General features: G+C 35.2%; 23 protein-coding genes. 7 read left to right on the top strand and 16 right to left on the bottom strand.

Annotated features, from left to right (window positions below):
* Nucleotides 1–33: 33 nt before the first annotated feature.
* The 5 genes from BUB95_RS12745 to BUB95_RS12725 all read right to left on the bottom strand — a co-directional run bounded on the left by BUB95_RS12745 (nucleotide 34) and on the right by BUB95_RS12725 (nucleotide 8,032).
* Nucleotides 34–1,611, bottom strand: a complete 1,578-nt coding sequence (locus BUB95_RS12745) for an FMN-binding glutamate synthase family protein (protein WP_073087060.1) — start codon at nucleotides 1,609–1,611, stop codon at nucleotides 34–36.
* Nucleotides 1,612–1,615: 4 nt separating this feature from the next.
* Nucleotides 1,616–2,884: an amidohydrolase gene (locus tag BUB95_RS12740; protein ID WP_073087058.1), complete on the bottom strand. Its 1,269-nt coding sequence runs from the start codon at nucleotides 2,882–2,884 to the stop codon at nucleotides 1,616–1,618.
* A 96-nt stretch (nucleotides 2,885–2,980) separates the two neighbouring features.
* Entirely contained in the window at nucleotides 2,981–4,219 is a 1,239-nt protein-coding gene (locus BUB95_RS12735) for a T9SS type A sorting domain-containing protein (protein WP_073087056.1), read from the bottom strand.
* Between the two features lie 201 nt (nucleotides 4,220–4,420).
* Nucleotides 4,421–5,065 carry a response regulator transcription factor gene (locus BUB95_RS12730; protein ID WP_073087054.1) on the bottom strand — a complete coding sequence of 215 codons (645 nt, stop codon included), beginning with the start codon at nucleotides 5,063–5,065 and terminating at the stop codon, nucleotides 4,421–4,423.
* A gap of 3 nt (nucleotides 5,066–5,068) precedes the next feature.
* Nucleotides 5,069–8,032, bottom strand: coding sequence for a sensor histidine kinase (locus BUB95_RS12725; RefSeq protein WP_073087052.1), 2,964 nt, complete (start codon nucleotides 8,030–8,032; stop codon nucleotides 5,069–5,071).
* A 145-nt stretch (nucleotides 8,033–8,177) separates the two neighbouring features.
* Between BUB95_RS12725 and BUB95_RS12720 the strand changes: the two genes are divergently transcribed.
* The 4 genes from BUB95_RS12720 to BUB95_RS12705 are packed head-to-tail and all read left to right on the top strand — an operon-like array spanning nucleotide 8,178 to nucleotide 12,528.
* Nucleotides 8,178–10,508, top strand: coding sequence for an ATP-dependent helicase (locus BUB95_RS12720; protein WP_073087050.1), 2,331 nt, complete (start codon nucleotides 8,178–8,180; stop codon nucleotides 10,506–10,508).
* 51 nt (nucleotides 10,509–10,559) lie between these two features.
* The gene (locus BUB95_RS12715; RefSeq protein ID WP_073087048.1) at nucleotides 10,560–11,243 is read left to right on the top strand and encodes a carboxypeptidase-like regulatory domain-containing protein; all 684 of its coding nucleotides are present in this window, start codon (nucleotides 10,560–10,562) and stop codon (nucleotides 11,241–11,243) included.
* Complete coding sequence (locus tag BUB95_RS12710) at nucleotides 11,221–11,889, top strand: hypothetical protein (protein ID WP_073087046.1); 669 nt, start codon at nucleotides 11,221–11,223, stop codon at nucleotides 11,887–11,889. The genes BUB95_RS12715 and BUB95_RS12710 overlap by 23 nt, the downstream gene beginning before the upstream one ends.
* 18 nt (nucleotides 11,890–11,907) lie before the next feature.
* A complete protein-coding gene (locus BUB95_RS12705) occupies nucleotides 11,908–12,528 on the top strand; it encodes an L-threonylcarbamoyladenylate synthase (RefSeq protein WP_073087044.1) in 621 nt (206 codons plus the stop codon).
* Here BUB95_RS12705 and BUB95_RS12700 read toward each other — a convergent pair.
* Nucleotides 12,525–13,736: a multidrug effflux MFS transporter gene (locus BUB95_RS12700; RefSeq protein ID WP_073087042.1), complete on the bottom strand. Its 1,212-nt coding sequence runs from the start codon at nucleotides 13,734–13,736 to the stop codon at nucleotides 12,525–12,527. The genes BUB95_RS12705 and BUB95_RS12700 overlap by 4 nt on opposite strands.
* A gap of 88 nt (nucleotides 13,737–13,824) precedes the next feature.
* On the opposite strand from BUB95_RS12700, the gene BUB95_RS12695 reads away from it, so the two are divergent.
* A complete protein-coding gene (locus BUB95_RS12695; protein ID WP_073087040.1) occupies nucleotides 13,825–14,265 on the top strand; it encodes a DinB family protein in 441 nt (146 codons plus the stop codon).
* 55 nt (nucleotides 14,266–14,320) lie between these two features.
* Here the strand turns inward: BUB95_RS12695 and BUB95_RS12690 are convergent, their stop codons facing one another.
* From BUB95_RS12690 to BUB95_RS12655, 8 genes are all read right to left on the bottom strand, one after another.
* Nucleotides 14,321–15,862, bottom strand: coding sequence for an acyl-CoA carboxylase subunit beta (locus BUB95_RS12690; protein WP_073087038.1), 1,542 nt, complete (start codon nucleotides 15,860–15,862; stop codon nucleotides 14,321–14,323).
* A gap of 7 nt (nucleotides 15,863–15,869) precedes the next feature.
* A complete protein-coding gene (gene accC, locus BUB95_RS12685; protein WP_073087036.1) occupies nucleotides 15,870–17,309 on the bottom strand; it encodes an acetyl-CoA carboxylase biotin carboxylase subunit in 1,440 nt (479 codons plus the stop codon).
* Nucleotide 17,310: 1 nt separating this feature from the next.
* The gene (locus BUB95_RS12680) at nucleotides 17,311–17,787 is read right to left on the bottom strand and encodes an acyl-CoA carboxylase biotin carboxyl carrier protein subunit (protein ID WP_073087034.1); all 477 of its coding nucleotides are present in this window, start codon (nucleotides 17,785–17,787) and stop codon (nucleotides 17,311–17,313) included.
* Nucleotides 17,788–17,863: 76 nt separating this feature from the next.
* Nucleotides 17,864–18,544, bottom strand: a complete 681-nt coding sequence (locus BUB95_RS12675) for a PrsW family intramembrane metalloprotease (RefSeq protein ID WP_073087032.1) — start codon at nucleotides 18,542–18,544, stop codon at nucleotides 17,864–17,866.
* The gene (locus BUB95_RS12670; protein ID WP_073087030.1) at nucleotides 18,544–19,098 is read right to left on the bottom strand and encodes an NUDIX hydrolase; all 555 of its coding nucleotides are present in this window, start codon (nucleotides 19,096–19,098) and stop codon (nucleotides 18,544–18,546) included. The genes BUB95_RS12675 and BUB95_RS12670 overlap by 1 nt, the downstream gene beginning before the upstream one ends.
* Nucleotides 19,099–19,100: 2 nt before the next feature.
* Complete coding sequence (locus BUB95_RS12665) at nucleotides 19,101–20,252, bottom strand: aminotransferase class V-fold PLP-dependent enzyme (RefSeq protein WP_073087028.1); 1,152 nt, start codon at nucleotides 20,250–20,252, stop codon at nucleotides 19,101–19,103.
* A 33-nt stretch (nucleotides 20,253–20,285) separates the two neighbouring features.
* Nucleotides 20,286–20,723 (bottom strand): hypothetical protein, encoded by a 438-nt coding sequence (locus BUB95_RS12660; RefSeq protein ID WP_073087026.1) that lies wholly within the window; start codon nucleotides 20,721–20,723, stop codon nucleotides 20,286–20,288.
* 129 nt (nucleotides 20,724–20,852) lie between these two features.
* Nucleotides 20,853–21,941 carry a M42 family metallopeptidase gene (locus tag BUB95_RS12655; RefSeq protein WP_073087024.1) on the bottom strand — a complete coding sequence of 363 codons (1,089 nt, stop codon included), beginning with the start codon at nucleotides 21,939–21,941 and terminating at the stop codon, nucleotides 20,853–20,855.
* Nucleotides 21,942–22,067: 126 nt separating this feature from the next.
* On the opposite strand from BUB95_RS12655, the gene BUB95_RS12650 reads away from it, so the two are divergent.
* Together BUB95_RS12650 and trhA are read left to right on the top strand one after the other, a co-directional pair.
* Nucleotides 22,068–22,748, top strand: coding sequence for a DUF4294 domain-containing protein (locus BUB95_RS12650; protein ID WP_073087021.1), 681 nt, complete (start codon nucleotides 22,068–22,070; stop codon nucleotides 22,746–22,748).
* A 2-nt stretch (nucleotides 22,749–22,750) separates the two neighbouring features.
* Nucleotides 22,751–23,377, top strand: a complete 627-nt coding sequence (trhA, locus tag BUB95_RS12645; RefSeq protein WP_073087019.1) for a PAQR family membrane homeostasis protein TrhA — start codon at nucleotides 22,751–22,753, stop codon at nucleotides 23,375–23,377.
* Here trhA and BUB95_RS12640 read toward each other — a convergent pair.
* Nucleotides 23,374–23,745, bottom strand: a complete 372-nt coding sequence (locus BUB95_RS12640; protein WP_073087017.1) for a VOC family protein — start codon at nucleotides 23,743–23,745, stop codon at nucleotides 23,374–23,376. The two genes, trhA and BUB95_RS12640, sit on opposite strands and share 4 nt — an antisense overlap.
* A 70-nt stretch (nucleotides 23,746–23,815) precedes the next feature.
* Nucleotides 23,816–24,214 (bottom strand): DoxX family protein, encoded by a 399-nt coding sequence (locus BUB95_RS12635; protein WP_073087015.1) that lies wholly within the window; start codon nucleotides 24,212–24,214, stop codon nucleotides 23,816–23,818.
* Nucleotides 24,215–24,222: the final 8 nt, after the last annotated feature.

Genomic DNA, 24,222 nt, shown 5'->3' with positions numbered 1-24,222 from the left:
GTTTTAGTTTTTAGCAAACATAATAGGTTTGGCTTAATTCTGCAATTGTTTGGTTTTAGTTTTTCCTCCGAGATAAATGCAATCTTTAAGGTCTTGCATACTTTTAAAATCTATAGGTGTTTTGTTGTAACCAAAAGTAGAGTTGAATTCTTTAGTTAGGTTGTGGTCATCGACATTCATTTCAATATCAGTCATGTTGAACTGGCAAGGATGCTCGTAGCCTGCGGCATGCGTAATTTCTATCAATTCTTTTCTAAATGTTTTGAAATATTGCGCCAAACGTTCAGATTTTAAAGGAATATTAATACCGTTTTGTAGCCATTTACTTTGTGTAGCAATACCAGCAGGACAGCGATTTGTGTGGCAGATTTGCGCTTGTATGCAGCCAATACTCATCATAGCCTCACGGGCTACATTGATGCAATCGACGCCCATTGCAAATGCCATAGCAGCTTTTGCTGGGAAACCTAGTTTACCACTGCCAATAAACACAACGCGTTTTTCAATTCCATATTTTTGAAAGAGCTTATAAATATCGCTAAAGCCGTAAACCCATGGTAAAGAGACGTGGTCGGCAAAACTTGGAGGTGCAGCTCCTGTACCGCCTTCGCCACCATCTACAGCAATAAAATCTGGGCCGCGATTTTCGGATTTCATAATTTTAGCTAATTCTTCCCATTGTTCTAATTTTCCAATAGCCGCTTTTATACCTACTGGTAATCCAGTTGCTTCCGCAATGGCTTCAATAAAATCTACCAGTTCAGGGACATTAGAAAAAGCTTTATGATTTGGAGGAGATAAGACATCTTTTCCGACTTCGACACCACGTATTTCTGCAATTTCTTTAGAAATCTTTTTACCAGGTAAAACACCACCTTTACCTGGCTTGGCGCCTTGTGATAGTTTAACTTCTATAGCACGAATAAAAGGATTGTCTTCAACCAGTTTAATCATTTTTTCCATGGAGAATCCACCATCTTCCGCACGAACCCCAAAATATCCTGTACCAAAATGAAACACCACATCGCCACCATGACTATGGTAAGGCGACAGACCGCCTTCACCTGTGTTGTGGTAAGCATCTGCTATTTTCACGCCTTTATTTAGCGATTCTACTGCTTTAGCAGACAATGAACCAAAACTCATTGCAGAAACGTTTATAATTGATGCTGGACGGTAAGGCTTTTTACGTTTGTTGTATTCGCCCATGACTTTTGCGCATGGTAAAAAGCATTTATCGATGGCATTAGGATGATTATCCTCAACTTTATAAGGCATCATTGCATTATTAATAAATATATGCTGATGCGCATAGATATCTCTATCTGTACCAAAACCTTCGTAGTTGTTCTCCTTCTTTGCTGAAGCATAAATCCAGCCACGCTCAATACGGTTAAACGGTAATTCTTCACGATTGTTTGCTACAAAATACTGACGCATTTCTGGGCCAATACTCTCTAACCAATAGCGTAAATGGCCAACGATAGGAAAATTATGACTTATAGTGTGACGCTTTTGAAAGAAAATGTCTCTAATAGCAACAATTGCCAAAGCTATGATAATCCAAAGCCACCATGGGATTTGCCCAAGAAACTGAAGAATAGTATCCATAAAATTAATTGTTCAAGTAGTCTAAGGTGATTTGTGTAAAGGCTTTAACACCCAAAAGCATCCCACTTTCATCAATTTGAAAATCTGGTGTGTGATGTGGAAAAGCTTCCGTATTTCCTGGTGTCATACCACCTAAAAAGAAATAAACGCCTGGTACTTTTTCTTGAAAATAAGAGAAATCTTCACCGCCAGTAGTCGCTTTCATGAGTTGTACATTTTCTGCGCCCGCAACTTTTTGAATGGATGGTAAAATTTGTTCAGTTAAAGCCGCATCGTTATACGTTATGGATGTATTATTCTGAAAGGTAATCGTCGCCTCGCCACCGTAAGCTTTGGCAATAGTCTCCACCATTTCTTTCATACGACGCTCAATCATAGCACGCATTTTTGGGTCTAGTGTTCTCACAGTACCAATCATTTCAGCAGATTCCGGAATGATATTAAAACGTGTTCCTGAAGTAATTTTTCCAACCGTAATTACAGCAGCTTCATCCGTTAAACGTGCTTCACGACTGATAATCGTTTGCAAACCATCGATAATTTTTGCTGAAATTAATATTGGGTCAACACCAGACCATGGCTGAGAACCGTGTGTTTGTTTTCCTTTTACGTTGATAACAAAGCGCTCTACAGATGCCATAATACCTCCTGTTTTGTATTTAATAACACCAGCTGGCGTTTGCGAGTTAATATGCAATCCAAAAATAGCATCGACCTTAGGATTATCTAAAACCCCTTCTTTAATCATCAATTTTGCGCCACCTTCCTCACCTGGTGGTGGACCTTCTTCAGCAGGTTGAAAAATGAATTTTATAGTGCCGTTAATTTTGTCTTTGTGTTTGCTAAATACTTCGGCAGTTGCCATTAATATGGCGGTATGTGTATCATGACCACAAGCATGCATCACACCAGTTTCAGTATTTAAGAAGGTAGTTTTTACTTCAGATTTGAAGGGTAAATCGTTACGCTCGGTTACTGGCAGAGCATCGATATCAGCACGTAAAGCCACGACTTTTCCAGGGTTGTCTCCTTTTAAAATACCAACAATGCCTGTTTTAGCGACATTGACTTCAACGTCTAAACCTAAAGACTTAAGATGCTTAGCAATTTTCTCCGCCGTTTTAAACTCACGATTAGAGAGTTCTGGATTTTGATGAAAATCGCGACGCCATTCAATGAGTTTATCTTCGATGTCAATAATGTCTTGTTCCATTGAGTTTTGTGCTGTAATGCTAAAGGAAGCGAGTAGAAGTAAGGTTAGGAGTTTTTTCATATCAATTAATAATTTCCACTAAGATATTTAAAAAAAGAAAACCATCCTTATAGATTTAAGAATGGTTTTGTATGTGTATGTGCTATTATGTTTGGGTTACTCTATAATTATTTTTTTAGTTGCTACACCATCGGCAGTATATATTTTAAAAAAGTAAATCGAAGGGTTTAATGCAGATAAATCTATGGTCTGTACATTCGTAAATCCTTCTAGGTCTATGGTTTGTATGAGTGCGCCTTTAACATCTATAAGCTCTGCACTGTTTAGATTTAGTCCTGATGTATTCTTTAGAGTAAATTGACCTTGTGAAGGATTTGGAAACAACGAAATATTTCTGCTTACAATATCGTCTAGCTCGTTAGTAGAGAGTGTTTGATTGCTAACGTTTATTGTAAATGTACAATCGCTTGAGTTACCAGCACTATCTGTTGCAGTTATTGTTATCTCTGTACCATCTACTGCACCTAAACCAGCTGGTGGCGATTGTGTATAGCTAATTGTAGTAGAAGTATCATTATCTGTTGCAGTAGTTGTAGTTGTGTAATCTGGTATTGTGTAAAATGTATCACAATCTGCTGTTACGTTTTGGTCACCTGAACAATTAGTAATAGTTGGTGCTTCTATATCTGTATAAGTTACTGTTATGTTTCCGTTGGAAAAACTAAGTTGGGGTAGAAACCCATTAATGGGATTACTTAAAGATAAAGAGTTAAAAAAGTCATTATTAACACCAGTAAATAGTGTAAAACTAGAATTGTTAACAATTGTTACAGAATTATCAAAATTAACTGTAATAGAATTGTTAGCTGAAGATGGACCTGTACCCACATCTGTAACAGTGTCAAAATCAGTAGTGCTGAAAACATCGAAAATAAATTGAATGTTATTAATAGAACTAAAGTTTTGAATAGAAATTGTTCCAGAACTAGTGTCTCCTCCTGGGTTTATTGTGCTATTAGATAACTGACCATTGGAAGTTATTACTTCTCCAGATCCAAAAAGTGTTGTGTTACCAGAGATGTTTCTAAAAACTCTAAGAGTACCATTATCTAAAAACACATCATTGAAAAAAGATAAACCGTTATTACTTTGGAATTCAAGAGCACCAGATATATTTAATTGAGCATTTACATTAAATATAATATCTTGATAAATACAAGAACCATCAATATTAATGATATAATCTGGGTTAGATAAACCATTATCTCCAGGGTATGAAGGCGACCAGTTGGCTTGGTCTGTCCAGTTGCCTGTACCTGTATATGTAAACTCGGTTTGTGCTTGTGTAGCAATGCTTATTAATAATGCTAGTGTAAAAAGTAGTTTTGTTTTCATTTTTCTTAGATTTAAAAACCTGCTCTACCTACGACTCCTCTAAAGATATATATGTCATGTTTCCCCCGAAACAATTGTCTTAAATTTTGGAGCCGCAAGTAGAGCAGGCTATAAATTTTAATTTATAGTGCAATTTAGCTGCTAATTATATTACAGACAATACGTATGTATGTCAAAAATTACGTAGGGGTACGTAGTGATTTAAATAGAGGAAAGAATAGATTTATTAGAAATTACCCAGTTGTTAAGTGCGTCTTGGTCGGAGCTTAAATTGAGTTTCTGTATAATGTTGGTGCGGTGTTTTTGTATGGTTCTCACAGATATTAAAAGGCTTTCGGCCATTTCTTTCGAGGATTTTCCGTCGGCTATCATACGAACAATAGTACGCTCAGATGGGGATAGTAGTTTTAATTTTTCAATTTCTGGCGAGATTTCGTTTTCAAAAACAGAATTAAAGGTAGAGCTAAAATAAGTTTCGTTTTTTGCTATCTGTTCTATGCAATTTTGTATTTCGCTAAAGGGTTCGTCTTTTAATAAATATCCCGAAATATTCAGCGATTTGGCTTTATATATATAGCGATTTTCTTTGTGTGAGGTTAAGACTATAAATTTGGTTTTGATTCCTTCTTCTAGACATTTGTTAATGACTTCAAAACCTGTTAATAACGGCATTTCTATATCTAAAATGGCAATATCTGGCCGTTCAGATACTATTTTTTCTAGAGCTTCCGCACCGTTGTTAGCTGTTAACACGCCTTGGTAATTAGAGCTTATGAGCTCGTCTTTTAAACCTTTTAGCAGCATTGGATGGTCGTCGGCTACAAGAATTTTAATGTCTTTGTTCATGTTTTAAATCGGGATTTTTGCTGTAGTTGTTGTGCCTTGATTGTTCTTACTTTCTATAGTTAATTCGCCATTAAGAAAACGGATGCGCTCTTCTAGCGTTTTTAAACCTAAACTATTTTTGATTCTGGCACTACTTACATCAAATCCTTTTCCGTTATCTTTTATTTGGACTAAAATTAAGCTTTTTTGTTTTTCTATGGTAATGGCAAATGCTTTGGCTTCAGAATGCTTTAATATGTTATTAATACATTCTTGAATAAACCTATACAAATGCAGGGATTGGTCATCGGTTAAAAGCGCATCAACATTTTCAATATTTGTAGAGATAAATATAGCATTAGTTTCGTCGATATCTAAGGCTAATTGCTCAACACTTTCTGTAAACCCTAATTGTTTGAGCAAAGGTGGAAAAAGTCCTCTGGAAATTTGCCTTACTTCTTCGAGTGTATTATTTGTAAGCTCCGATATCTCTGTTTGTTCTGTGCTTTGTGCTTTACGTTTTATAAGTGTGAGTTGTTGGCTTACACTATCATGAAGTTCTCGTGCAATACGTTTGCGCTCGTCTTCCTGCGATTGTATTAAGTCTAAGGCAAACTGGTCTTGCAGCTTTTTCCTAAGCTGGAACTGTCTTAAAAAGTAGAGTAGAACCGCAATTACTGCAAGCGACAGCGCAACAATAAACCACCATGTTTTATAAAAGAACTCTCTACTTTTTATTTTTACGAGTAATGGTTCGCCTACTTGGTTTCCTGAAAAATCAGAAGCTATGATTTCTAAATTATAATTACCAGCGGCTAGATTAGGAAATGCAATAGAGTTTTGTTGCTTTAGGTTAACCCAATTTTTATCATTTAGGCGGTACTTAAAACTATAGCTATTATCTCTTGCGTATATGTTTTTTAAGGCAAAACTTAGACTTAAAGCCCTGTTTTCAACAGGAAGTTCAATGGTTTTGCTTTTTTCAAATATGTTTTGGTCGTAATTATCTTTAAAGGTCTCAGAGTTTTCGTCGTACCAATTGGCTTTCAATAAAATTAGGTTAGCGTTTTCGTCTAGCGGTTTTAAATCATTTGGATTAAAGACATTGAGACCGTCTATAGAGCCCACAAAATATTGCTCACCTATCTTCAAAGCACTATATCTGTTTGCTTCATTATTACTAAATCCATCCTTATCAGAATAGCGTTTTGTTGATTTGTCTTTGAGATTAAAATCTACGTAACCATTAAACGTGTTTATCCATAGTCCATTTTCTTGTGGAAAAATTGTAGCTATACCTGCATTAAATTCGTCTTTGTAAATTTTAGAGAAGGTTTTGTTTTTTTCGTCGTAGTTGAGAATATGACCACTTCTAGACCCTAATAAGAAGCCATAATCTTTGTGATAGTCCGTCATTAAGAAAAAGGAATCTTCAAATTGTGATGCATCATAAAACTGATGTGTATTATTCTCGAAATCGTAGATTAAAGCTCCTTTGTCTGTTGCGCAAAGTATATTGTTTTGGTCTTTTATGGCAATATCAAAAATGTATAAAGAATCTGTACTTACTAATGGGATATGTGCTTTTGTTTTCTTATTAAAGCTCATGAGATTGTACCCATTTGTACCATACAAAAGGAGGCTATCGTTAAGTTGTTCTAAAGCTATTACAGGATAGTGTCTATACTTTTTAAGTGTGTAATCTGTTTTGCCTAATTCTATAATATTACTTGCAGAGGATGTCCAAATAGTATTATCTTCTATAAAGATATTTCTACTAGAATTTAATGAACTATTATTATCATCTAATCTTGTATTTATTGGAGTAACCGAATCTGTTTTTCTATTAAGATTAAACCAACCTTTAGCTTCTGTACTTACAATTACATTAGTGCTATCTAGTTGTTTTATTGCCCTTATGCTATGGTCTCTAAGATAAGTTTTAACATTTTGCGTTGGAAATTTGAAATAGTGAAGCTTACCATCGGTAGCCAACCAAATATCCTGGCTTAAATCTTTGGATACAACCTTAATTCCATCACATTTTCTTAATGGGATTTTATATTTAGTCTTTATCGTATTTCCTTCGAGTATACTTAATTTCAACTCTCTGTCTTCAAAAGAAATGATAAGATGATTGTTGTTTTCATCATTATAAGTATTTAAGTGCAAATTATCTAAATAGGGTTTATTATTTACAGGTTTAATTGTACTTGTAGCTACATCAATTTCTTGTAAAACGCTATTATTGTTTTTGAAGATATAATTAGTATTGTTTGAAATAAATGTCTCATCAATCCATTTTCTTGGCTTTGATGATTCGACTTTTAAAAGATTGCCATTCCAATCAAAATATTTAATTGCGAAGTTATCATCACTAATGATGCAGTAGTCTTCGAAGCCTATAAATTGAGTTGCCGCTTCTACTAAAAATTTATTTTCTTCTGAAGTAAAGCTAAATAGAGGCGTGAGTGTATTATCTTTTTCGAGAATATTAAGCGTAATTATTCGCCCTTCTTGGCTAAGTATATAATTATTATTATTGTATTTAAAAATATGTGACAAGCCAAAGGATTGTTGTTTTCCATGGATTGAAATATGTTTAAATTCAGTTGTGCTAGGATTAAGTTCAAAAAGCCCATAACTATTCGCATATTTTACAACAACATAAAAGCTACCATTATCTCGTTTAAATAATTGCGAAACTCCCAAAACATCTTCTGTAATGTCATTTGGTAAGGGAATGTTATCAAAAGAATAACCATTAAAGCGTTGGAGTGGTGGTTTGGATTTTTCTGCTATAATTAGCCTATTATCTAGATTATTACCTCCAATCCATAAAAAACCATAATCATCAAACGCCAGAGTTTGTGCAAAGTCTATTTCAAAACCTTCGTTATTGTCGTAAATCTTTTGATAGAGTTCTGTGGTTTGTCCAAAACCAATTGAAAATAGAATAAGAAAAAAACAATTACAGATTGTTTTCATTTAAGGGTCTAAACGATTTTGTTATCTTTTTAAAGTTATAAAAATAGTCTTTTTAAGGTAAATCAATTGTTTATAATTATTCATAAAAACAACCAATAAAAACAGGAGCTTTGCTTAAATTCACACTTTTAAAATTGCTACACTTTTGGAAAAGTATTTAAGTCAACTTAACGATGCTCAGCTAGCGCCAACACTACAGAAAGATGGTCCCATGATTGTTATTGCAGGTGCAGGTTCAGGGAAAACTCGCGTGCTTACATTTAGGATTGCGTATCTCATGAGTCAAGGCGTAGACCCTTTTAATATCTTGGCGTTGACATTTACCAATAAAGCTGCTCGCGAGATGAAAGGGCGTATCGCTGAGATAGTAGGACAAAGTGAAGCAAAGAATCTGTGGATGGGTACATTTCATTCCGTTTTTGCCAAAATTTTACGGATTGAAGCTGATAGGTTGGGTTACCCAAGCAATTTTACGATTTATGATACACAAGATTCCGATAGATTAATCTCATCTATCATAAAGGAAATGGGCTTAGATAAGGATATTTATAAGTACAAACAGGTACGTTCTCGCATTTCATCTTACAAGAATAGCTTAATAACTGTAAAAGCTTACTACAACAATCCTGAACTCATGGAGTCTGATGCTGCGGCAAGACGTCCTAAAATGGGAGAAATATATAAGGAATATGTAGAACGCTGTTTTAAAGCGGGCGCTATGGATTTTGATGATTTATTATTGAAAACCAACGAACTTTTGACACGCTTTCCTGATGTATTAGCTAAATACCAAGATAGATTTAGATACATCTTGGTAGATGAGTATCAAGATACCAATCATTCGCAATACTTAATTGTGAGAGCTTTATCAGATAGATTTCAGAATATATGTGTAGTAGGAGATGATGCCCAAAGTATTTATGCGTTCCGTGGTGCTAATATCAATAACATACTAAACTTCCAAAGAGATTACGATAATGTAAAAGTCTTTAGACTTGAGCAAAATTACCGCTCCACAAAAAATATTGTAAATGCGGCTAATTCGGTTATAGATAAAAACCAAACCAAGCTTGATAAAGTAGTTTGGACCGCAAATGATGAAGGACCTAAAATAAAAGTGCACCGTTCTATGACGGATGGAGATGAAGGACGTTTTGTGGCCAGTACCATTTTTGAAGAAAAGATGCAGAATCAGCTACATAACAAAGATTTTGCAGTACTCTACCGCACCAATGCGCAGTCTCGTGCTATTGAAGATGCCTTACGTAAACGCGATATTCCATACCGAATTTATGGTGGTTTGTCTTTCTATCAACGTAAAGAGATTAAAGACGTATTGTCGTATCTGCGTTTGATTATTAATCCTGCGGATGAAGAAGCTCTAAAACGAATTATTAATTTCCCTGCACGAGGAATAGGGCAAACCACTATAGATAGATTAATTGTAGCGGCTAGTGCTTATGATAAGCCGATTTTCGATGTCTTGAAAGATATCGATAATCTAAATGTAAATATTAATGGCGGCACAAGAAACAAGCTAAAAAACTTCGTGACTATGATTGAGAGTTTTCAGGTCATGAATCAAAATGCAAATGCGTTTGAGTTAGCCGAGCATGTGGTAAAGGTTTCTGGATTAATTAAAGAATTTAATAAAGATGGCACACCAGAAGGAGTGGCTAAAATGGAAAATATTGAAGAATTACTCAATGGTATGGGTGATTTTGTTGAAGGGCAAAAAGAAATAGCTGATAGTACTGCCTCACTTGCAGAATTCCTTGAAGATGTAGCATTGGCTACTGATTTAGATGCTGACAAAGGCAATCCAGACCATGTGGCTTTGATGACGATTCACTTAGCAAAAGGGTTAGAGTTTCCGCACGTGTTTATCGTTGGAATGGAGGAAGATTTATTCCCTAGTGCTATGAGCATGAATACACGAAGTGAGCTCGAAGAAGAACGCCGTTTGTTCTATGTGGCATTAACACGAGCAGAGCAGCAAGCCTATTTAACTTATACCGTTTCTCGTTACCGCTGGGGTAAACTTATAGATGCCGAGCCGAGTCGTTTTATCGAAGAGATTGACGAACAGTATTTAGATAATATTACCCCAATCCAAGAACAGCGTTTTAATCCTATGTTAGACGCATCTATATTTGGTGATATTGAACCGAATAAAATACGTTTTGCAAAGCCTAAGTCACCAAAGTTTAAGAAAAAAGAAGAACGAAAAACTCCTGAAAACTTTCAGATAAGCTCTCCTAAAAAGATGAAACCGATAAGTAAAACTAACGGTGGTTCAAATTTATTTGATAGTAAACTTACTGTTGGTAATATTGTAAATCATCAACGTTTTGGTAGAGGAGAAGTCCTAAAAATTGAAGGTGCTGGTGGTGATTTAAAAGCCGAAATAAAATTTTCTAATGGTGCAGTAAAGAAGTTATTACTGCGTTTTGCTAAATTGGAAATTATTTCCTAGTAACAACGCAACCTTTTTGTTGTTCAAGCATCTCTAAATAAAACTTGTTATATGAGGCTAAAACAGCTGGCGCTTTTATTATTATTACTGTTTCTAAATTGTGCCGATACACAGGTTGATAATAATGTAAGAGTTTTAGTTACAGGTACTGTTTTAGACCAAAATGATATTCCTATTTATAATGCCAATGTAAAAATAGTTACAGATGCTAACTCGAATGGGGCTTTACCAGTACTCTTAGCAGAAGGGTTAGGTGATGTGTCAGGTAATTTTGAAATTATATCCCTTTTTGGCTCTAATAATTTATTTTATATAGAAATATCTGCCGATGGCTACTCAACCTACACTTACAGAACTAATACTTCAGAATTTAGACCAGAAGACTTAATTTTTAACCTTGGAGATATCACCTTAAAAAAGCTTAGTAAATTCAATTATACCATAACGAGAGAGAGTTCTTTGGGTACCACTTTAGATTTTTCACTAAGTTATATAACTCCTACTTGTATTCAAGTTTTTGACGAAGGTGTTTTAAATACTAATGAAAGTTTCTGTTTTGAAGAGAATTTCATAGCGAGAACCTTGAATGACAATTTCCCTGATATCGCAAACAGAAGTTTTTTTGTAGGACTTGGTGATATTGTAAAATTCACCTACGGTGTCAATGGCGGAGTTGAGCAAGAGGATATATTAACCATCAACTCCGAAGATTATGTATTTGAATTTACGTATTAGTCTAATATTAATTATTGTTTCAGTATTTAGTTTTGCTCAAACAGATAATACAGCGACTGAGCGTAATTTTTTTTATGATGCCTCAAGTCAAAAATCAATGGCAGTAACTTTGAGTCACCAAATCCTTAATACCACAGGCAATAATTTTTTAGGACAAGCTTATAATGGTGACGGTGGCTATAATTTTAGTTTTAAATTGTTTCTATATAAAAATTTATTCATTCGATACAGTGGTGGAAGAAGTTCGTTTGATATAACAAATACAGAATTAGTTGGTAATTATACGAAATCAAGGCTCGGTGAACGTTTTTTTAGTTTAGGTTACGAGTTTGTGCCTTTGAATAAAGTTAAAATTGGAATTAATGCATCAATATACGGCACATTTGCATTAGAGAATACTATTGAAAATGGTGAGCAAAGAGATACTGGTAACCTTCGGAGTTATGGACTTAGTTTACAATATGAGGTGATAAGGAATCTAAGTATTTACAGCGCATTTGATTTTAGACAATTGAAAACAAATATTGAAGCTCCTGAGTCGCTGACTTCATTTTTCAGAAAAGGAGACTATAATACTTTTAACATTGGTATTTGCTACGCTGTAGGAGATAAAGATGTTTTAAGTGCTGTAGGAATTTTAAAATAAATCCTTAGATTTATACATATGGCAGAATTCATAAAAATATATCCAGAGAATCCTAATCCAAAAGCTATTCAGAGAGTAGTTGATGTATTAAAAAGTGGCGGTTTGGTTATATATCCTACAGACACAGTTTACGGACTAGGGTGTGATATGACTAATATGAAAGCTTTGGAACGTCTTGCCAAAATTAAAAATGTAAAGTTAGAGAAAGCCAATTTCTCTTTCATCTGTGAGGATTTAAGTAACCTTAGTGATTACATTAAGCAAATAGACACATCAACTTTCAAAATTTTAAAGCGTGCATTACCTGGCCCATATACATTTATTTTACCAGGTTCTAAAAATTTACCTAACCCTTTTAAAAAGCGTAAAACTGTGGGCATCCGTGTTCCTGATAATTCTATCATTCTAGCTTTGCTTAATGCTTTAGGAAACCCCATCGTGTCTACATCTATACGAGACGATGATGATGTTTTAGAATATACCACAGACCCAGAATTAATTCATGAAAAATGGGATAATCTTGTAGATGTTGTTATTGATGGTGGTTATGGCGATAACGAAGCCTCAACGGTTATCGATTTATCAGAAGATGAACCTCTTATCGTTAGAGAAGGAAAAGGGAGCTTAGAGATTTTTTAGGCACGTTTTAGTAGCCTTGAAACTCTGCTGGTTATAGAGTAAAATAGCGCTAGAGAAATCAATCCACATACTAAAAATCCTATAAATAGCGGTGTCACAGAATCCGTTACAAACTTACCTATATAATCGGCAATGGGTACTGCCATGACTGTAGAAATAAAACCATTTAAAGCAGAACCGATACCTGCGATATGTCCCATAGGTTCCATGGCCAATGCTCGTAGATTTCCAAAGATAAACCCAATGGTTAAAAACTGAAGGGCAAAAAAGCCAATAAGCACTTCAATACTCGGATTTGCACCAGAAGAAAACATGATAACGAATACCAAGGCAATAATTACAAAGCTTAACATAGCGGTATGAACGATTCGTCGCATACCAAACCTAACCACAAGTTGACTATTTAAAAACGTAGATAAACCAACCGATACAGCGATACTTGCAAAGATTAAGGGAAACTCCTCTGCCATATTATATTGCTGCTCAAAAATACGTTGTGAGGTACTTAGGTAAACCATAAAAGAACCAGTAATTAATCCTGATAAAATGGTATAAATCACAGCAGGTTTTATTTTAAAGAATGCAATGGTACCTGTTTTAAAAATAGCTAGACGATATTTAATTCTATGCTTATCCTTTAAGGTTTCGGGTTGTCTGAGCCAAAACCAGAGCATCACTAAAACACCAAAACCAAGATTGAACATAAAAATAGATTTCCAATGGTATTGTTGCATTAAAAACTGGCCAAGTGAAGGTGCAATAATAGGCACCAAAATAAAAATCATAACTACAAAAGATAAAATCTTTGCCATGTAGTCGCCACTGTAGGAATCTCTAACCATGGCTATACACATAGTACGAGGCGATGCCAACCCAATTCCTTGAAGAATACGTCCAAAGAGCATCATTTCAAAACTCTTTGTCGTTACACAAATAACCGAAGCAATAATAAATACAATAAAGCCAATGTAAACAATTGGTTTTCTGCCAAAGCTATCAGACAGAGGACCAAATAATAGTTGACCAAAGCCTAAACCAAGAAATATAAACGTTATGACTTTAGGATTATCTGAAGTATCACCAACATTTAAAAAACTACCAATCTCAGGAAGCGCTGGTAAAACAGCATCTATGGATAATGCTACTATAGACATCAATGCGGCCATTAAAACAACAAATTCTACTTGTGACCGACTTTGATTTTTCATGAAGTAAAAGTAAGCTAATTATTAGCTATTTTTAAAGTACAGAATTTGTTTTCTGAATATCAAAATAACAACTCTTAATATCTTGAACATGCTTCAATCTTTAATAAAATTATTCAATCGTGATTTAGATGCTGTAAAGCACGAATTATTGGCTTACACAGATGAAAATACAATCTGGAAAATTGATAAAAATATTAGTAATTGTGCAGGTAATTTAGCATTACATTTGGTAGGAAACCTAAATCATTTTATTGGAGCTATTTTAGGAAATACGAATTATATAAGGCAGCGTGATTTAGAATTTTCTCAGAAAAACGTCCCAGTTGAAGAGATTGTTAAACAATTGGAAGATACTAAAGTTATGATTGAAAGTACTTTATCTAATTTAGACGAAACTGATTTGCAAAAAGAGTATCGACGCAATCCATTTGAAGATTATATGACTACAGAGTATTTTTTAATGCACTTAAAGTCGCATTTGGCATATCATTTAGGGCAAATCAATTATCATAGACGATTACTGGATTAAAAAAGCCCCAAAACGATTAGAATTGAGGCTTGTTAAGGAAATTTATTTAGAATTCTTATAAAGGAATATTACCGTGCTTTCTATTCGGTCTATTCACTTCTTTATTTTCTAGCATACTAAACGCTTTAATAAGTTTGCGTCTTGTGTTTTTAGGTAAAATCACTTCATCTACAAAACCGCGTTCAGCAGCACTGTAAGGATTCGCAAATAGTTCTGCATATTCTGCTTCCTTTTCTTTCCATTTTTCTTCAGGGTTATCAGAAGAAGAAATTTCACGTTTAAAGATAATTTCAGCTGCGCCTTTTGCGCCCATAACGGCAATTTCGGCTGTAGGCCATGCAAAGTTCATATCAGCTCCAATATGTTTTGAGTTCATCACATCATAGGCGCCACCATAGGCTTTGCGCGTTATCACCGTTACTCTAGGTACTGTCGCTTCGCTAAAGGCGTATAATAATTTTGCACCGTGAACGATAATACCGTTCCATTCTTGGTCCGTTCCTGGTAAAAATCCTGGAACATCTTCCAATACTAAAAGCGGAATATTAAAAGCATCACAAAAACGCACAAATCTTGCGGCTTTTTTAGAACTCTTTACACCGAGAACACCAGCTAAGAACATCGGTTGGTTGGCAACAATACCAATGGATTTACCACCTAAACGTGCAAAACCAACTATAATATTTTCGGCATAATCTTTATGAATCTCATAAAACGAATCTTCATCGATAATACCTTCAATCACTTGATGCATATCGTAAGGTTTATTTGGATTGTCCGGGACAATATCCGATAAGCTCTCTCGAACTTCATCTTTTAACTCAAACTCCAAATCATCGGGAAATTCTCTATTATTTTGTGGTAAATAACTTAATAGCTTTTTAACGTCTTCTAAACACTCAACATCGTTTGCTGAGGTTTTATGCGCTACACCTGATTTAGTAGAGTGTACACTTGCACCACCTAGTTCTTCACTAGTAACTTCTTCATTGGTTACCGTTTTTACAACATTTGGTCCAGTAACAAACATATAACTCGTGTCTTGTACCATGATTGTAAAGTCTGTCATTGCTGGTGAATAAACAGCACCACCAGCACATGGTCCCATAATGGCTGATATTTGTGGAATAACGCCAGAAGCCTGAACGTTTCTGTAAAAAATATCCGCATAACCACCTAAGGAGCGCACACCTTCTTGAATACGTGCACCACCAGAATCATTCAAACCAATGATTGGTGCGCCAACATTAACCGCCATGTCCATAATTTTACAAATTTTCTCAGCATGAGTTTCAGAGAGAGAGCCTCCGAACACGGTAAAATCTTGAGCAAATACATAAACTAGTCTGCCATTTACTGTTCCGTAGCCTGTTATAACACCATCACCGTAGAATTTTTGGCTTTCCATACCAAAATCTTTGGTTCTGTGCGTCACTAAAGCACCTATCTCTTCAAATGAGCCTTCGTCTAACAGGTAGAGTACACGTTCTCTTGCAGTCAGTTTTTTCTTTTGGTGTTGCTTATCAATTCTAGCTTGACCACCACCTAATCTAGATAGTTCTAGCTTTTCATTTAAGGTTTTTATTTTTGAGTTCATAGTTATCTTAATTAGGTAGTCTTAATAGTTTTTGTTCTTCTAAATACGTTTTTAAAGCTATTTGTGCAGCGATTTCAGCTTCTGCTTTATGTTGTTCTTCTAACAGGCTAGGCGAGTAATAATTTTTTACAAAGTGTGTATCAAAATTTCCACTTCTAAAAGCCTCGTGTTCGCAAACAAATCGACCAAATGGCAATGTTGTTTCTACACCTTCTACTTTATAATTATCGATGGCTCTTATCATTAGCTCTATAGCTTCTGCTCGAGTTTTGCCATAAGTAATCAATTTAGAGAGCATCGGGTCGTAGTAAATAGGAATATCCATACCTTCTTCAAAACCATTATCCACACGAATATTTTCGCCCACTGGTAATTGGTAAACTTCTAGATTACCGACACTTGGTAAAAAGTCGTTCATTGGGTCTTCTGCATAAACACGAAGTTCCAGAGCATGTCCGTTAATTTTTAAATCCTCTTGTTTTATATCTAGTGCTTCTCCGCGAGCGACTTTGATTTGTAGTTCTACTAAGTCCACACCCGAAATCCACTCAGAAACTGGATGCTCAACTTGTAAGCGTGTATTCATTTCTAAGAAATAGAAATTGTGGTCAGCATCAAGTAAAAACTCAACGGTACCTGCACCTAAATAATCACAAGCACGAGCAACATCAATAGCTGCTTTTCCCATACGCTCTCGTAATTCTGGGGTTAAAACCGCAGATGGTGCTTCTTCAACTACTTTTTGGTGACGACGTTGTATAGAACATTCACGCTCAAAAAAGTGAAGGAAATTACCATGACTATCTGCCATCACCTGAATTTCGATGTGGCGAGGTGATTTTACATATTTTTCAATAAATACAGAACCATCTCCGAATGCAGAAGTAGCTTCACTTATGGCACGTTTCATTTGTTCCTCGAGGTTTTCTTCTTTCTCGACAATACGCATCCCTTTTCCACCGCCACCAGCAGCAGCTTTAATTAAGATTGGGAAACCTATATTTTTTGCAATATCAATAGCTTCTTTTGGGTCTGTGACCGAATGGTCTACACCAGGAATCATTGGAATATCATAGTCTTTCACAGCATCTTTGGCAGCCAATTTATCACCCATCATCTCAATGGCTTTAGATTTTGGACCAATAAAAATCACATCATTTGCTTCACATAGTTCTGCAAACTTTGAATTTTCACTTAAAAATCCATAACCTGGATGTATAGCATCTACCTGTAACGATTTGGCAACTTCAATAATTTTATCGCCTAGTAAGTAGGATTGATTAGACGGCGCTGGACCGATGCAAACAGCCTCGTCAGCATATTTTACATGAGGTGAGTTTCTGTCAACTTCAGAAAAGACAGCAACCGTTTTTATTCCCATTTTTTTTGCAGTTCGCATCACGCGAATAGCAATTTCGCCACGATTGGCAACTAATATTTTTTTCATCTTATTCGAATTCGATTAATAACGCATTTTTATCTACAGTTTCGCCTTTGGCTACCGAAATAGATTTTATAATGCCATTTCTAGGAGAGTTAATAACGTTCTCCATTTTCATGGCTTCTAAAATAAGTAGGGCATCATTTTCAGCAACCTCGTCGCCTTCTGCAACATTAATATCTAGTATTAATCCAGGCATTGGTGCTTTAATGTTATTGACTTGTTTTGCTTTACCGATTTCGAATCCTAATTCTGAAATGAGTTGGTCTAAATCGTCTTGAATTTCTACGGTATACAAGTTGTTATTTACTTCTACCGAGTACGATTTAGCGTTAAAGTTAGAATCTAAAATAGCGGCTTTTACCGAAGCGTTATTTTGAAGAATATGGAATTGGTTTTTGGAGGTTTCAACCAGATCTAGTTTTTCGATGTCTTCCATAGAGACATTAAAACTATGACCGTTGTTGACTTTGAGTTTATACATAAAATATGATTTTATATTTCAACAAAACTAATGAACGACCTCGTATAAAAATATGAAGAAAATCATAATATTTGGTTTATTTATCAGTGTTGAAATGAGAGTTATTTTGATGTCTTAGCATTGCTTTTTTTGATAGTATAAGTCCGATTATTAGAGAAATAAATGCGCCTATTGAAATGCCAGGAATAAAATTTATAAACAGGAAGAAATCGTAGGCACCATGAAATAACGTGGCTAAGAAAAGACCGGCCATATTCAATTGAAACCTATTTTTAGAGAATTTAGCTTTGCCCATAAAATACCCCATTAAAATACCAAAAGTCGCATGCGCAGGTACTGCTGTAAACGCTCTTAAAATAGCCACTTCAGTACCACCATTAAAGACATACATAATATTTTCTGTACAAGCAAAGCCCATCGATACCATTACGGCGTACATGATGCCATCGTAAGGTTCGTTAAATTCTTTTTTGGGTTGCGCAAAATATTTTACAATGACATACTTGCTAAATTCTTCTGATAGTGCTACCACAAAGAATGCTTGAATAAATTGTTGAACAACACTAAACTTATCCGTAACAGGTATAAATCGCCCAGTAAAAAGATAAAGCGTTAAAACAATAAGAACACTGACTATAGCACCAAGAAAAAAGCTTTTAAGTAATAAGCCTATAGGCTCTTTTTCGTGTTTGTCGTGCAGATAGATATAGGTGCTAATAGCTAATATTGGTGCGACGGCAAGTAGAAGTAATTGCATTAAATGTGTTGTTTTTTAATATGTTCTAAAACGAATTTATAATAAGCACTATTTGAAGCTATAAAATGCGAATTGGTTTCACTATGTTTTAATAAGTTTTCAAACTCGTTAAAAGTAACCAATTTAAGCGCTTCGACTTCATCTTGCTGAGGTGTTAATTGATTTAGGTCTACTTTGAGTTGAGCGATGTAGACTTGATGAAATTCAAAATCTTTTATGTCGCCATTATTATAGATTGACTTATGCAAATGTTTTCCAATCTTTATCAAGTCCGTTTCTTTAAGTTGAAGTCCGATTTCTTCGTTCGTTTCACGTACAGCTGCTTCAGTAAACGTTTCGCCAGCATCGATATGTCCGGCAACAGAAACATCCCAAAGTAAAGGATAGATGGCTTTTTTATGTGAACGTTGTTGTAGTAATATCTCACCTGAATTGGTATATAACCATAAATGAACGGTGTTATGATACCATCCGTTTTTATGTATTTCGGATTTTAGTGCGGTCTTTCCCGTTGGATGTCCTTCTGCATCGACTATGTCTAATAGCTCATCCATAACTACGCTTTGATTACGGATTTTACAACGTTTACCAATTTTTCAAAATGGGCTTCGGTATTAAAAATATGACAGGATACACGCATGTATTCGCCTCGGAAAGACAAATGAATGTTATTAGCTTTCAATGCTGCTTTTAAATCGTCTACATTGACAAACTCAGGAATTTTTACACCAAACAAATGCTTAGCTCTAAAATCAGGATGAGTACTTGTAAACCCTAAATCACTGAGCTCTTTTAAGACTTTATGTGAAATATTATGACAATACTCTTGTAATTCTGAAGGCTTAATTTTTAGAATTTCCTTAAGCGCGGCGGTTTGCATTTTTACATAAATGAAACTTCCGCTTTCGCCCATAGCATATCTATTGGCTTTGGGTTTGTATTGCGATTGATAGGCTGTTAGGCCAGCTAAATTCTCACTTCCCAATCGGTTTGCCCAGTTTTGCTCAATAGGTTTGCCATTATCAAAGTACGAGCCGTAATACCCATACGCGCAACCATAAGGCCCAAACAACCATTTGTAGCCAGCACAAATTAGTGCATCGGGTTGAATGTCTTTTATAGAAAACGGAAGCGCGCCAATAGATTGACTTCCGTCGATGACGAAGAGCGCGTTATTCTGTTTTGTTTTTGCTCTGATGGCTTTTAAATCAAAAGTATAGCCGTTTGCCCAATGGATATGACCAATGGCGACTAAAGCCGTTTTTGGGTTAATTTGCTCGAGTAGAGACGCATTCCAATCCTCAATAGTTTCTGGTTGCGAAATCGTTACAATTTTGGCGTTGTAGCGTTTAGCCAAATCTTCCCAGATGTAATAATTACTAGGAAATTGCTCTTCTATAATTATAATCTCGTCATCGTCTTTTAACTCAATATTATTCGCCACATTGGCCATACCGTAAGACACGGAAGGCAAAGTCACAACACGGTTGTAATCGTCTTCATTAATTAGTTGCGCAAATAATTTTCGTAATGCTACAACAGGCTCAAATAAATCTGAGGCTTGCCGTAGCTCCGGATTGCTTTTTTGTTTCATGCCTTCTATACCAGCAGCTTCAACAGATTTAAAAGCAGGAGAGAAGCTCGCCGTGTTGAGATAGGTCAAGTCTTCTGAGATGTTGAAAAGCTGTTTTTGTTGGGTTAGTGGCATATTTGTGTTTTATTCTTGCTATGAATCACGGTTTTAACCGTATAAATCAAAAATTGTTTTATCTAATGCATTGCTAAAGTCTTTTAAGAATTGAAATTCAATTCTATTGCTGTTTCCTCCTTTCTTTTGATAAAAATATCTCCAATCATCGTAAAGATTTGAATGAGCTTTGAGAATTACATGAAATAAAATTATTGGTGGTAAATTAGTTAGTTTTATTATATGCTCTTGTGTCTTAGGTTTTAATTCTAAAAATAAGTCATATAATTTGTGACCAGTTTTATGATTTCCTTCTTTAATCAAAAGACATTTTAAAAATAATTCTATTGCTAATGCATAATTTACGGTTGCAGGTATTATTAGCCATCTATCAATTTTAGGATAATATTTTCTCTCTTCTTGTTCAAATAAACAGATGGCAGCTGCAATTCTGAATTGTCTTGCCTCGTCCAAAGTTTTTTTGTAATCCATTAAGTTTCAAAATTTATTTACCACTAGATATTTATAGAATAGATTGTTTACAATCAATATTCTAACGGATGCAGAAACACATCAAAATTCCAAAATTATTCAGACTTGAAATATTATATATTGAACAATCTACTTAAAATAACTAAACGTTTCGCCATCTTCAATCTTTAAAAGCGTCTCGTAAATTAAGCGAATGACGTTTTCTACATCGTCTTTATGTACCATCTCAACCGTAGTGTGCATGTAACGTAATGGTAATGAAATTAAAGCAGAAGCTACGCCACCATTGCTATAGGCAAAGGCATCGGTATCTGTGCCTGTTGCTCTAGATAAGGCCGCACGCTGAAAAGGTATTTTCTTTTCTTCGGCTGTATCTGTAATTAAATCTCGTAATTTTTGCTGTACCGCCGGCGCATAAGCCACCACAGGACCAGCACCAATCTCCGCTAAACCTTGCTTTTTAGGGTCTATCATTGGTGTGGTTGTGTCGTGTGTTACGTCTGTTACAATGGCTACATTTGGTTTAATGGTTTGGGTAATCATTTCGGCACCGCGAAGTCCAATTTCTTCTTGTACTGAGTTGGTAACGTATAAGCCAAAAGGTAATTTCTTTTTATTTTCTTTAAGTAAACGAGCGACTTCGGCAATCATAAAACCACCCATACGGTTGTCTAAAGCGCGACATACAAACTTATCTTTATTTAGGATATGAAATTCATCTGGATAGGTTATCACACAACCCACATGAACGCCCATTTTTTCGACTTCTTTTTTGTCTTTGGCACCGATATCTATGCAAATGTTGTCTGGTTTAGGTGGCTCCTCTTTAGATTTATTTCTTGTATGAATAGCTGGCCATCCAAACACTCCTTTAACTATGCCTTTTTTGGTGTGAATGTTAACAATCTTACTTGGTGCAATTTGGTGGTCACTGCCGCCATTTCTAATAACGTAAAGCAAACCATTATCAGAAATATAGTTGACATACCACGAAATCTCGTCTGCGTGTCCTTCGATAACCACTTTGAATTTTGCTTTTGGGTTAATAACACCAACTGCAGTACCATAGGTATCGGTTATAAACTCATCGACATAAGGTTTTAGATAATCCATCCAGATTTTCTGTCCTTCCCATTCGTATCCTGTAGGTGATGCGTTATTTAAGTATTTTTCTAAAAAGTCCATTGACTTTTTGTTGAGTAATTTCTGTTTTGCCATGCGAATAAATTTTTCTTAAAAATAACAATATTAAAGGTAAAATTAGGGTTATAGCATTGATAAATTCTTAATTTTGATTTGTGCTAAAATGTAGTTTTGGAACAGTTTTAGCAATGAATTAATGGTATGAAACAATTACTCACATTATTTGTTTGTTTTCCAATGCTTTTGTTTGCACAGATAGAGCCAGTGCCACAGGATACGCTTGCAGATAAATATATCCGTGTCGAAGGCGATTCGCTATTTAAAAAAGCCATTGACCTTGATGAAGTTATTGTTTTACCAAGGCTTAGCCTAAAAACTAAGGATGAGCGTGTCCGTTACTACATATTAAAACGAAAGACGCTTAAAGTTTATCCTTATGCTAAAATGGCTGCTGAGCGTTTAGTGGAGCTAAACAAAGAGCTTGAAAAATTCAGTAAGCGCAGAAAGAAGAAGAAACATGCGAAAAAAGTTCAAAAGTTTATAGAAAAAGAATTTTCAGCAGAACTTAAGAAACTCACTAAAACAGAAGGACAAATTTTGGTAAAATTAATTCACCGGCAAACAGGAAAAACAGCCTTTCAATTGGTAAAAGAACTACGTAACGGTTGGCGTGCGTTTTGGTACAATAATACCGCAAGCTTGTTTGACATTAAACTAAAGCGTGAATTTGCTCCACTAGATGTTGAAGAGGATTTTTTAATAGAGGATATTTTGCTTCGCGCATTCCAGAATGGGCAATTAGAACGGCAAGACCCAGCCTTTGACATCGATTATTACGATTTGACTGATAAATGGCTTAATCCTAAAAAATCCAAGAAGTAATTATGAGCGTGCAGTCTAAACGTGAAGAGCTACTCAATGCTTGGTCTCACGGAGTAGGAGCTTTGCTAGGAGTAATTGGCTTAATTGCTTTAATCGTAAATGTTGATAGCTCAAAACCTTGGTATTTGTTTAGTGTTGTGGTTTATGGGTTGTCTATAATTATTTTGTTTTTAGCATCGACTTTATATCATGCAGTGACTAATGAAACCCTTAAAAAGAAATTTAGGGTTGTTGATCATATAAGCATATATCTTCTTATAGCTGGCACTTACACGCCAGTTTTGTTAATAATGTTGCCAGACAGTCTAGGTTGGCCGTTATTTTATGCCGTATGGGGAATAGCCCTTTTTGGTGTAATCTTAAAGCTCTTTTTTACAGGACGGTTCGAAATATTTTCAACGCTTCTGTATTTGGTCATGGGTTGGTTAATTGTTTTTGACTTTACGACCTTGTCTAACCTTATGCATTCCAACGGCATCCTTTGGTTATTTGCTGGAGGCTTATTATATACCGTCGGCATCGTGTTTTATGCTATTAATAAAATACCTTACAATCACGTGATTTGGCATTTCTTTGTTTTGGCAGGAGCCATTTGTCATTTTATGATGATTTACGAGTATGTAATTTAAACATGCTGATCAATTAGAATGGTATTGCCATCAGGGTCAAATAGTGTGATGCTTTCAGGACCTTTAGTATTAGCGTCTGCTTCTTTGATGAGTTTTATACCAGAGGCCTTTAAATGCCGTTGTATAGCTCTTACATCATCAAAATTATCTTGTGTTTCAGCATCTTGATTCCAACCAGGATTAAAGGTGAGAATGTTCTGCTCAAACATGCCTTGAAATAGACCTACAATGGTGTCACCATTTTTCATAATGAGATAATTCCGTTCCATATCTCCAGCAAATACTGAGAATCCTAAGGTTTCATAAAATTCTTTAGAGGCTTTTATATCCTTAACGCTTAAGCTTATTGAAAATGCTCCGAGTTTCATAATTGATTGAGTTTAGAAATTGATATTCTAAAGGTAATCAAATTGAATAAATAGGATAAAGTTGCATGGACTAGTTACTATGAGCAGAAAACCATTTTTTACCAATTATAGGGATATCTTTTCGTGCAAACCACAAGCTTACTACACTTAATAAAAATGTTACAATTGCCGTGTAAAACAATAATCCATTATCATTATTAATCTCAATTCCTAATTGGGTAAGGTGCATCATTATTGCGCCGCCAATAATACCAATTACTGCAAGAGACCCAAGCCATGTTGTCCTTGGAATTAAGATGAGAATACTTGCAACAAGTTCTACGACACCTATACCAATTCTGCCATAAGGTTCAAGGCCAACCTCTGTGAAAATATAAACACTATCTGGATGTGCTGTAAATTTGAATCTTAATGTTTGAATTAGAATGACTGCTATTGCAATACGGATGATGAGTTTTATATATTTCATAAAGTATT

The sequence above is a fragment of the Winogradskyella jejuensis genome (assembly GCF_900129745.1).
In the GTDB taxonomy this organism is placed as follows: domain Bacteria; phylum Bacteroidota; class Bacteroidia; order Flavobacteriales; family Flavobacteriaceae; genus Winogradskyella; species Winogradskyella jejuensis.
The sequence above is the reverse complement of the archived record's forward strand: the minus strand, read 5'-3'. Positions and strand labels throughout refer to the sequence as shown.

Bases quoted from the DNA above. Each gene is read 5' to 3' on its own strand.
- BUB95_RS12745 (WP_073087060.1), bottom strand. From the start codon at position 1,611: ATGGATACTATTCTTCAGTTTCTTGGGCAAATCCCATGGTGGCTTTGG.
- BUB95_RS12740 (WP_073087058.1), bottom strand. From the start codon at position 2,884: ATGAAAAAACTCCTAACCTTACTTCTACTCGCTTCCTTTAGCATTACA.
- BUB95_RS12735 (WP_073087056.1), bottom strand. From the start codon at position 4,219: ATGAAAACAAAACTACTTTTTACACTAGCATTATTAATAAGCATTGCT.
- BUB95_RS12730 (WP_073087054.1), bottom strand. From the start codon at position 5,065: ATGAACAAAGACATTAAAATTCTTGTAGCCGACGACCATCCAATGCTG.
- BUB95_RS12725 (WP_073087052.1), bottom strand. From the start codon at position 8,032: ATGAAAACAATCTGTAATTGTTTTTTTCTTATTCTATTTTCAATTGGT.
- BUB95_RS12715 (WP_073087048.1), top strand. From the start codon at position 10,560: ATGAGGCTAAAACAGCTGGCGCTTTTATTATTATTACTGTTTCTAAAT.
- BUB95_RS12710 (WP_073087046.1), top strand. From the start codon at position 11,221: ATGTATTTGAATTTACGTATTAGTCTAATATTAATTATTGTTTCAGTA.
- BUB95_RS12705 (WP_073087044.1), top strand. From the start codon at position 11,908: ATGGCAGAATTCATAAAAATATATCCAGAGAATCCTAATCCAAAAGCT.
- BUB95_RS12700 (WP_073087042.1), bottom strand. From the start codon at position 13,736: ATGAAAAATCAAAGTCGGTCACAAGTAGAATTTGTTGTTTTAATGGCC.
- BUB95_RS12695 (WP_073087040.1), top strand. From the start codon at position 13,825: ATGCTTCAATCTTTAATAAAATTATTCAATCGTGATTTAGATGCTGTA.
- BUB95_RS12690 (WP_073087038.1), bottom strand. From the start codon at position 15,862: ATGAACTCAAAAATAAAAACCTTAAATGAAAAGCTAGAACTATCTAGA.
- accC (WP_073087036.1), bottom strand. From the start codon at position 17,309: ATGAAAAAAATATTAGTTGCCAATCGTGGCGAAATTGCTATTCGCGTG.
- BUB95_RS12680 (WP_073087034.1), bottom strand. From the start codon at position 17,787: ATGTATAAACTCAAAGTCAACAACGGTCATAGTTTTAATGTCTCTATG.
- BUB95_RS12675 (WP_073087032.1), bottom strand. From the start codon at position 18,544: ATGCAATTACTTCTACTTGCCGTCGCACCAATATTAGCTATTAGCACC.
- BUB95_RS12670 (WP_073087030.1), bottom strand. From the start codon at position 19,098: ATGGATGAGCTATTAGACATAGTCGATGCAGAAGGACATCCAACGGGA.
- BUB95_RS12665 (WP_073087028.1), bottom strand. From the start codon at position 20,252: ATGCCACTAACCCAACAAAAACAGCTTTTCAACATCTCAGAAGACTTG.
- BUB95_RS12660 (WP_073087026.1), bottom strand. From the start codon at position 20,723: ATGGATTACAAAAAAACTTTGGACGAGGCAAGACAATTCAGAATTGCA.
- BUB95_RS12655 (WP_073087024.1), bottom strand. From the start codon at position 21,941: ATGGCAAAACAGAAATTACTCAACAAAAAGTCAATGGACTTTTTAGAA.
- BUB95_RS12650 (WP_073087021.1), top strand. From the start codon at position 22,068: ATGAAACAATTACTCACATTATTTGTTTGTTTTCCAATGCTTTTGTTT.
- trhA (WP_073087019.1), top strand. From the start codon at position 22,751: ATGAGCGTGCAGTCTAAACGTGAAGAGCTACTCAATGCTTGGTCTCAC.
- BUB95_RS12640 (WP_073087017.1), bottom strand. From the start codon at position 23,745: ATGAAACTCGGAGCATTTTCAATAAGCTTAAGCGTTAAGGATATAAAA.
- BUB95_RS12635 (WP_073087015.1), bottom strand. From the start codon at position 24,214: ATGAAATATATAAAACTCATCATCCGTATTGCAATAGCAGTCATTCTA.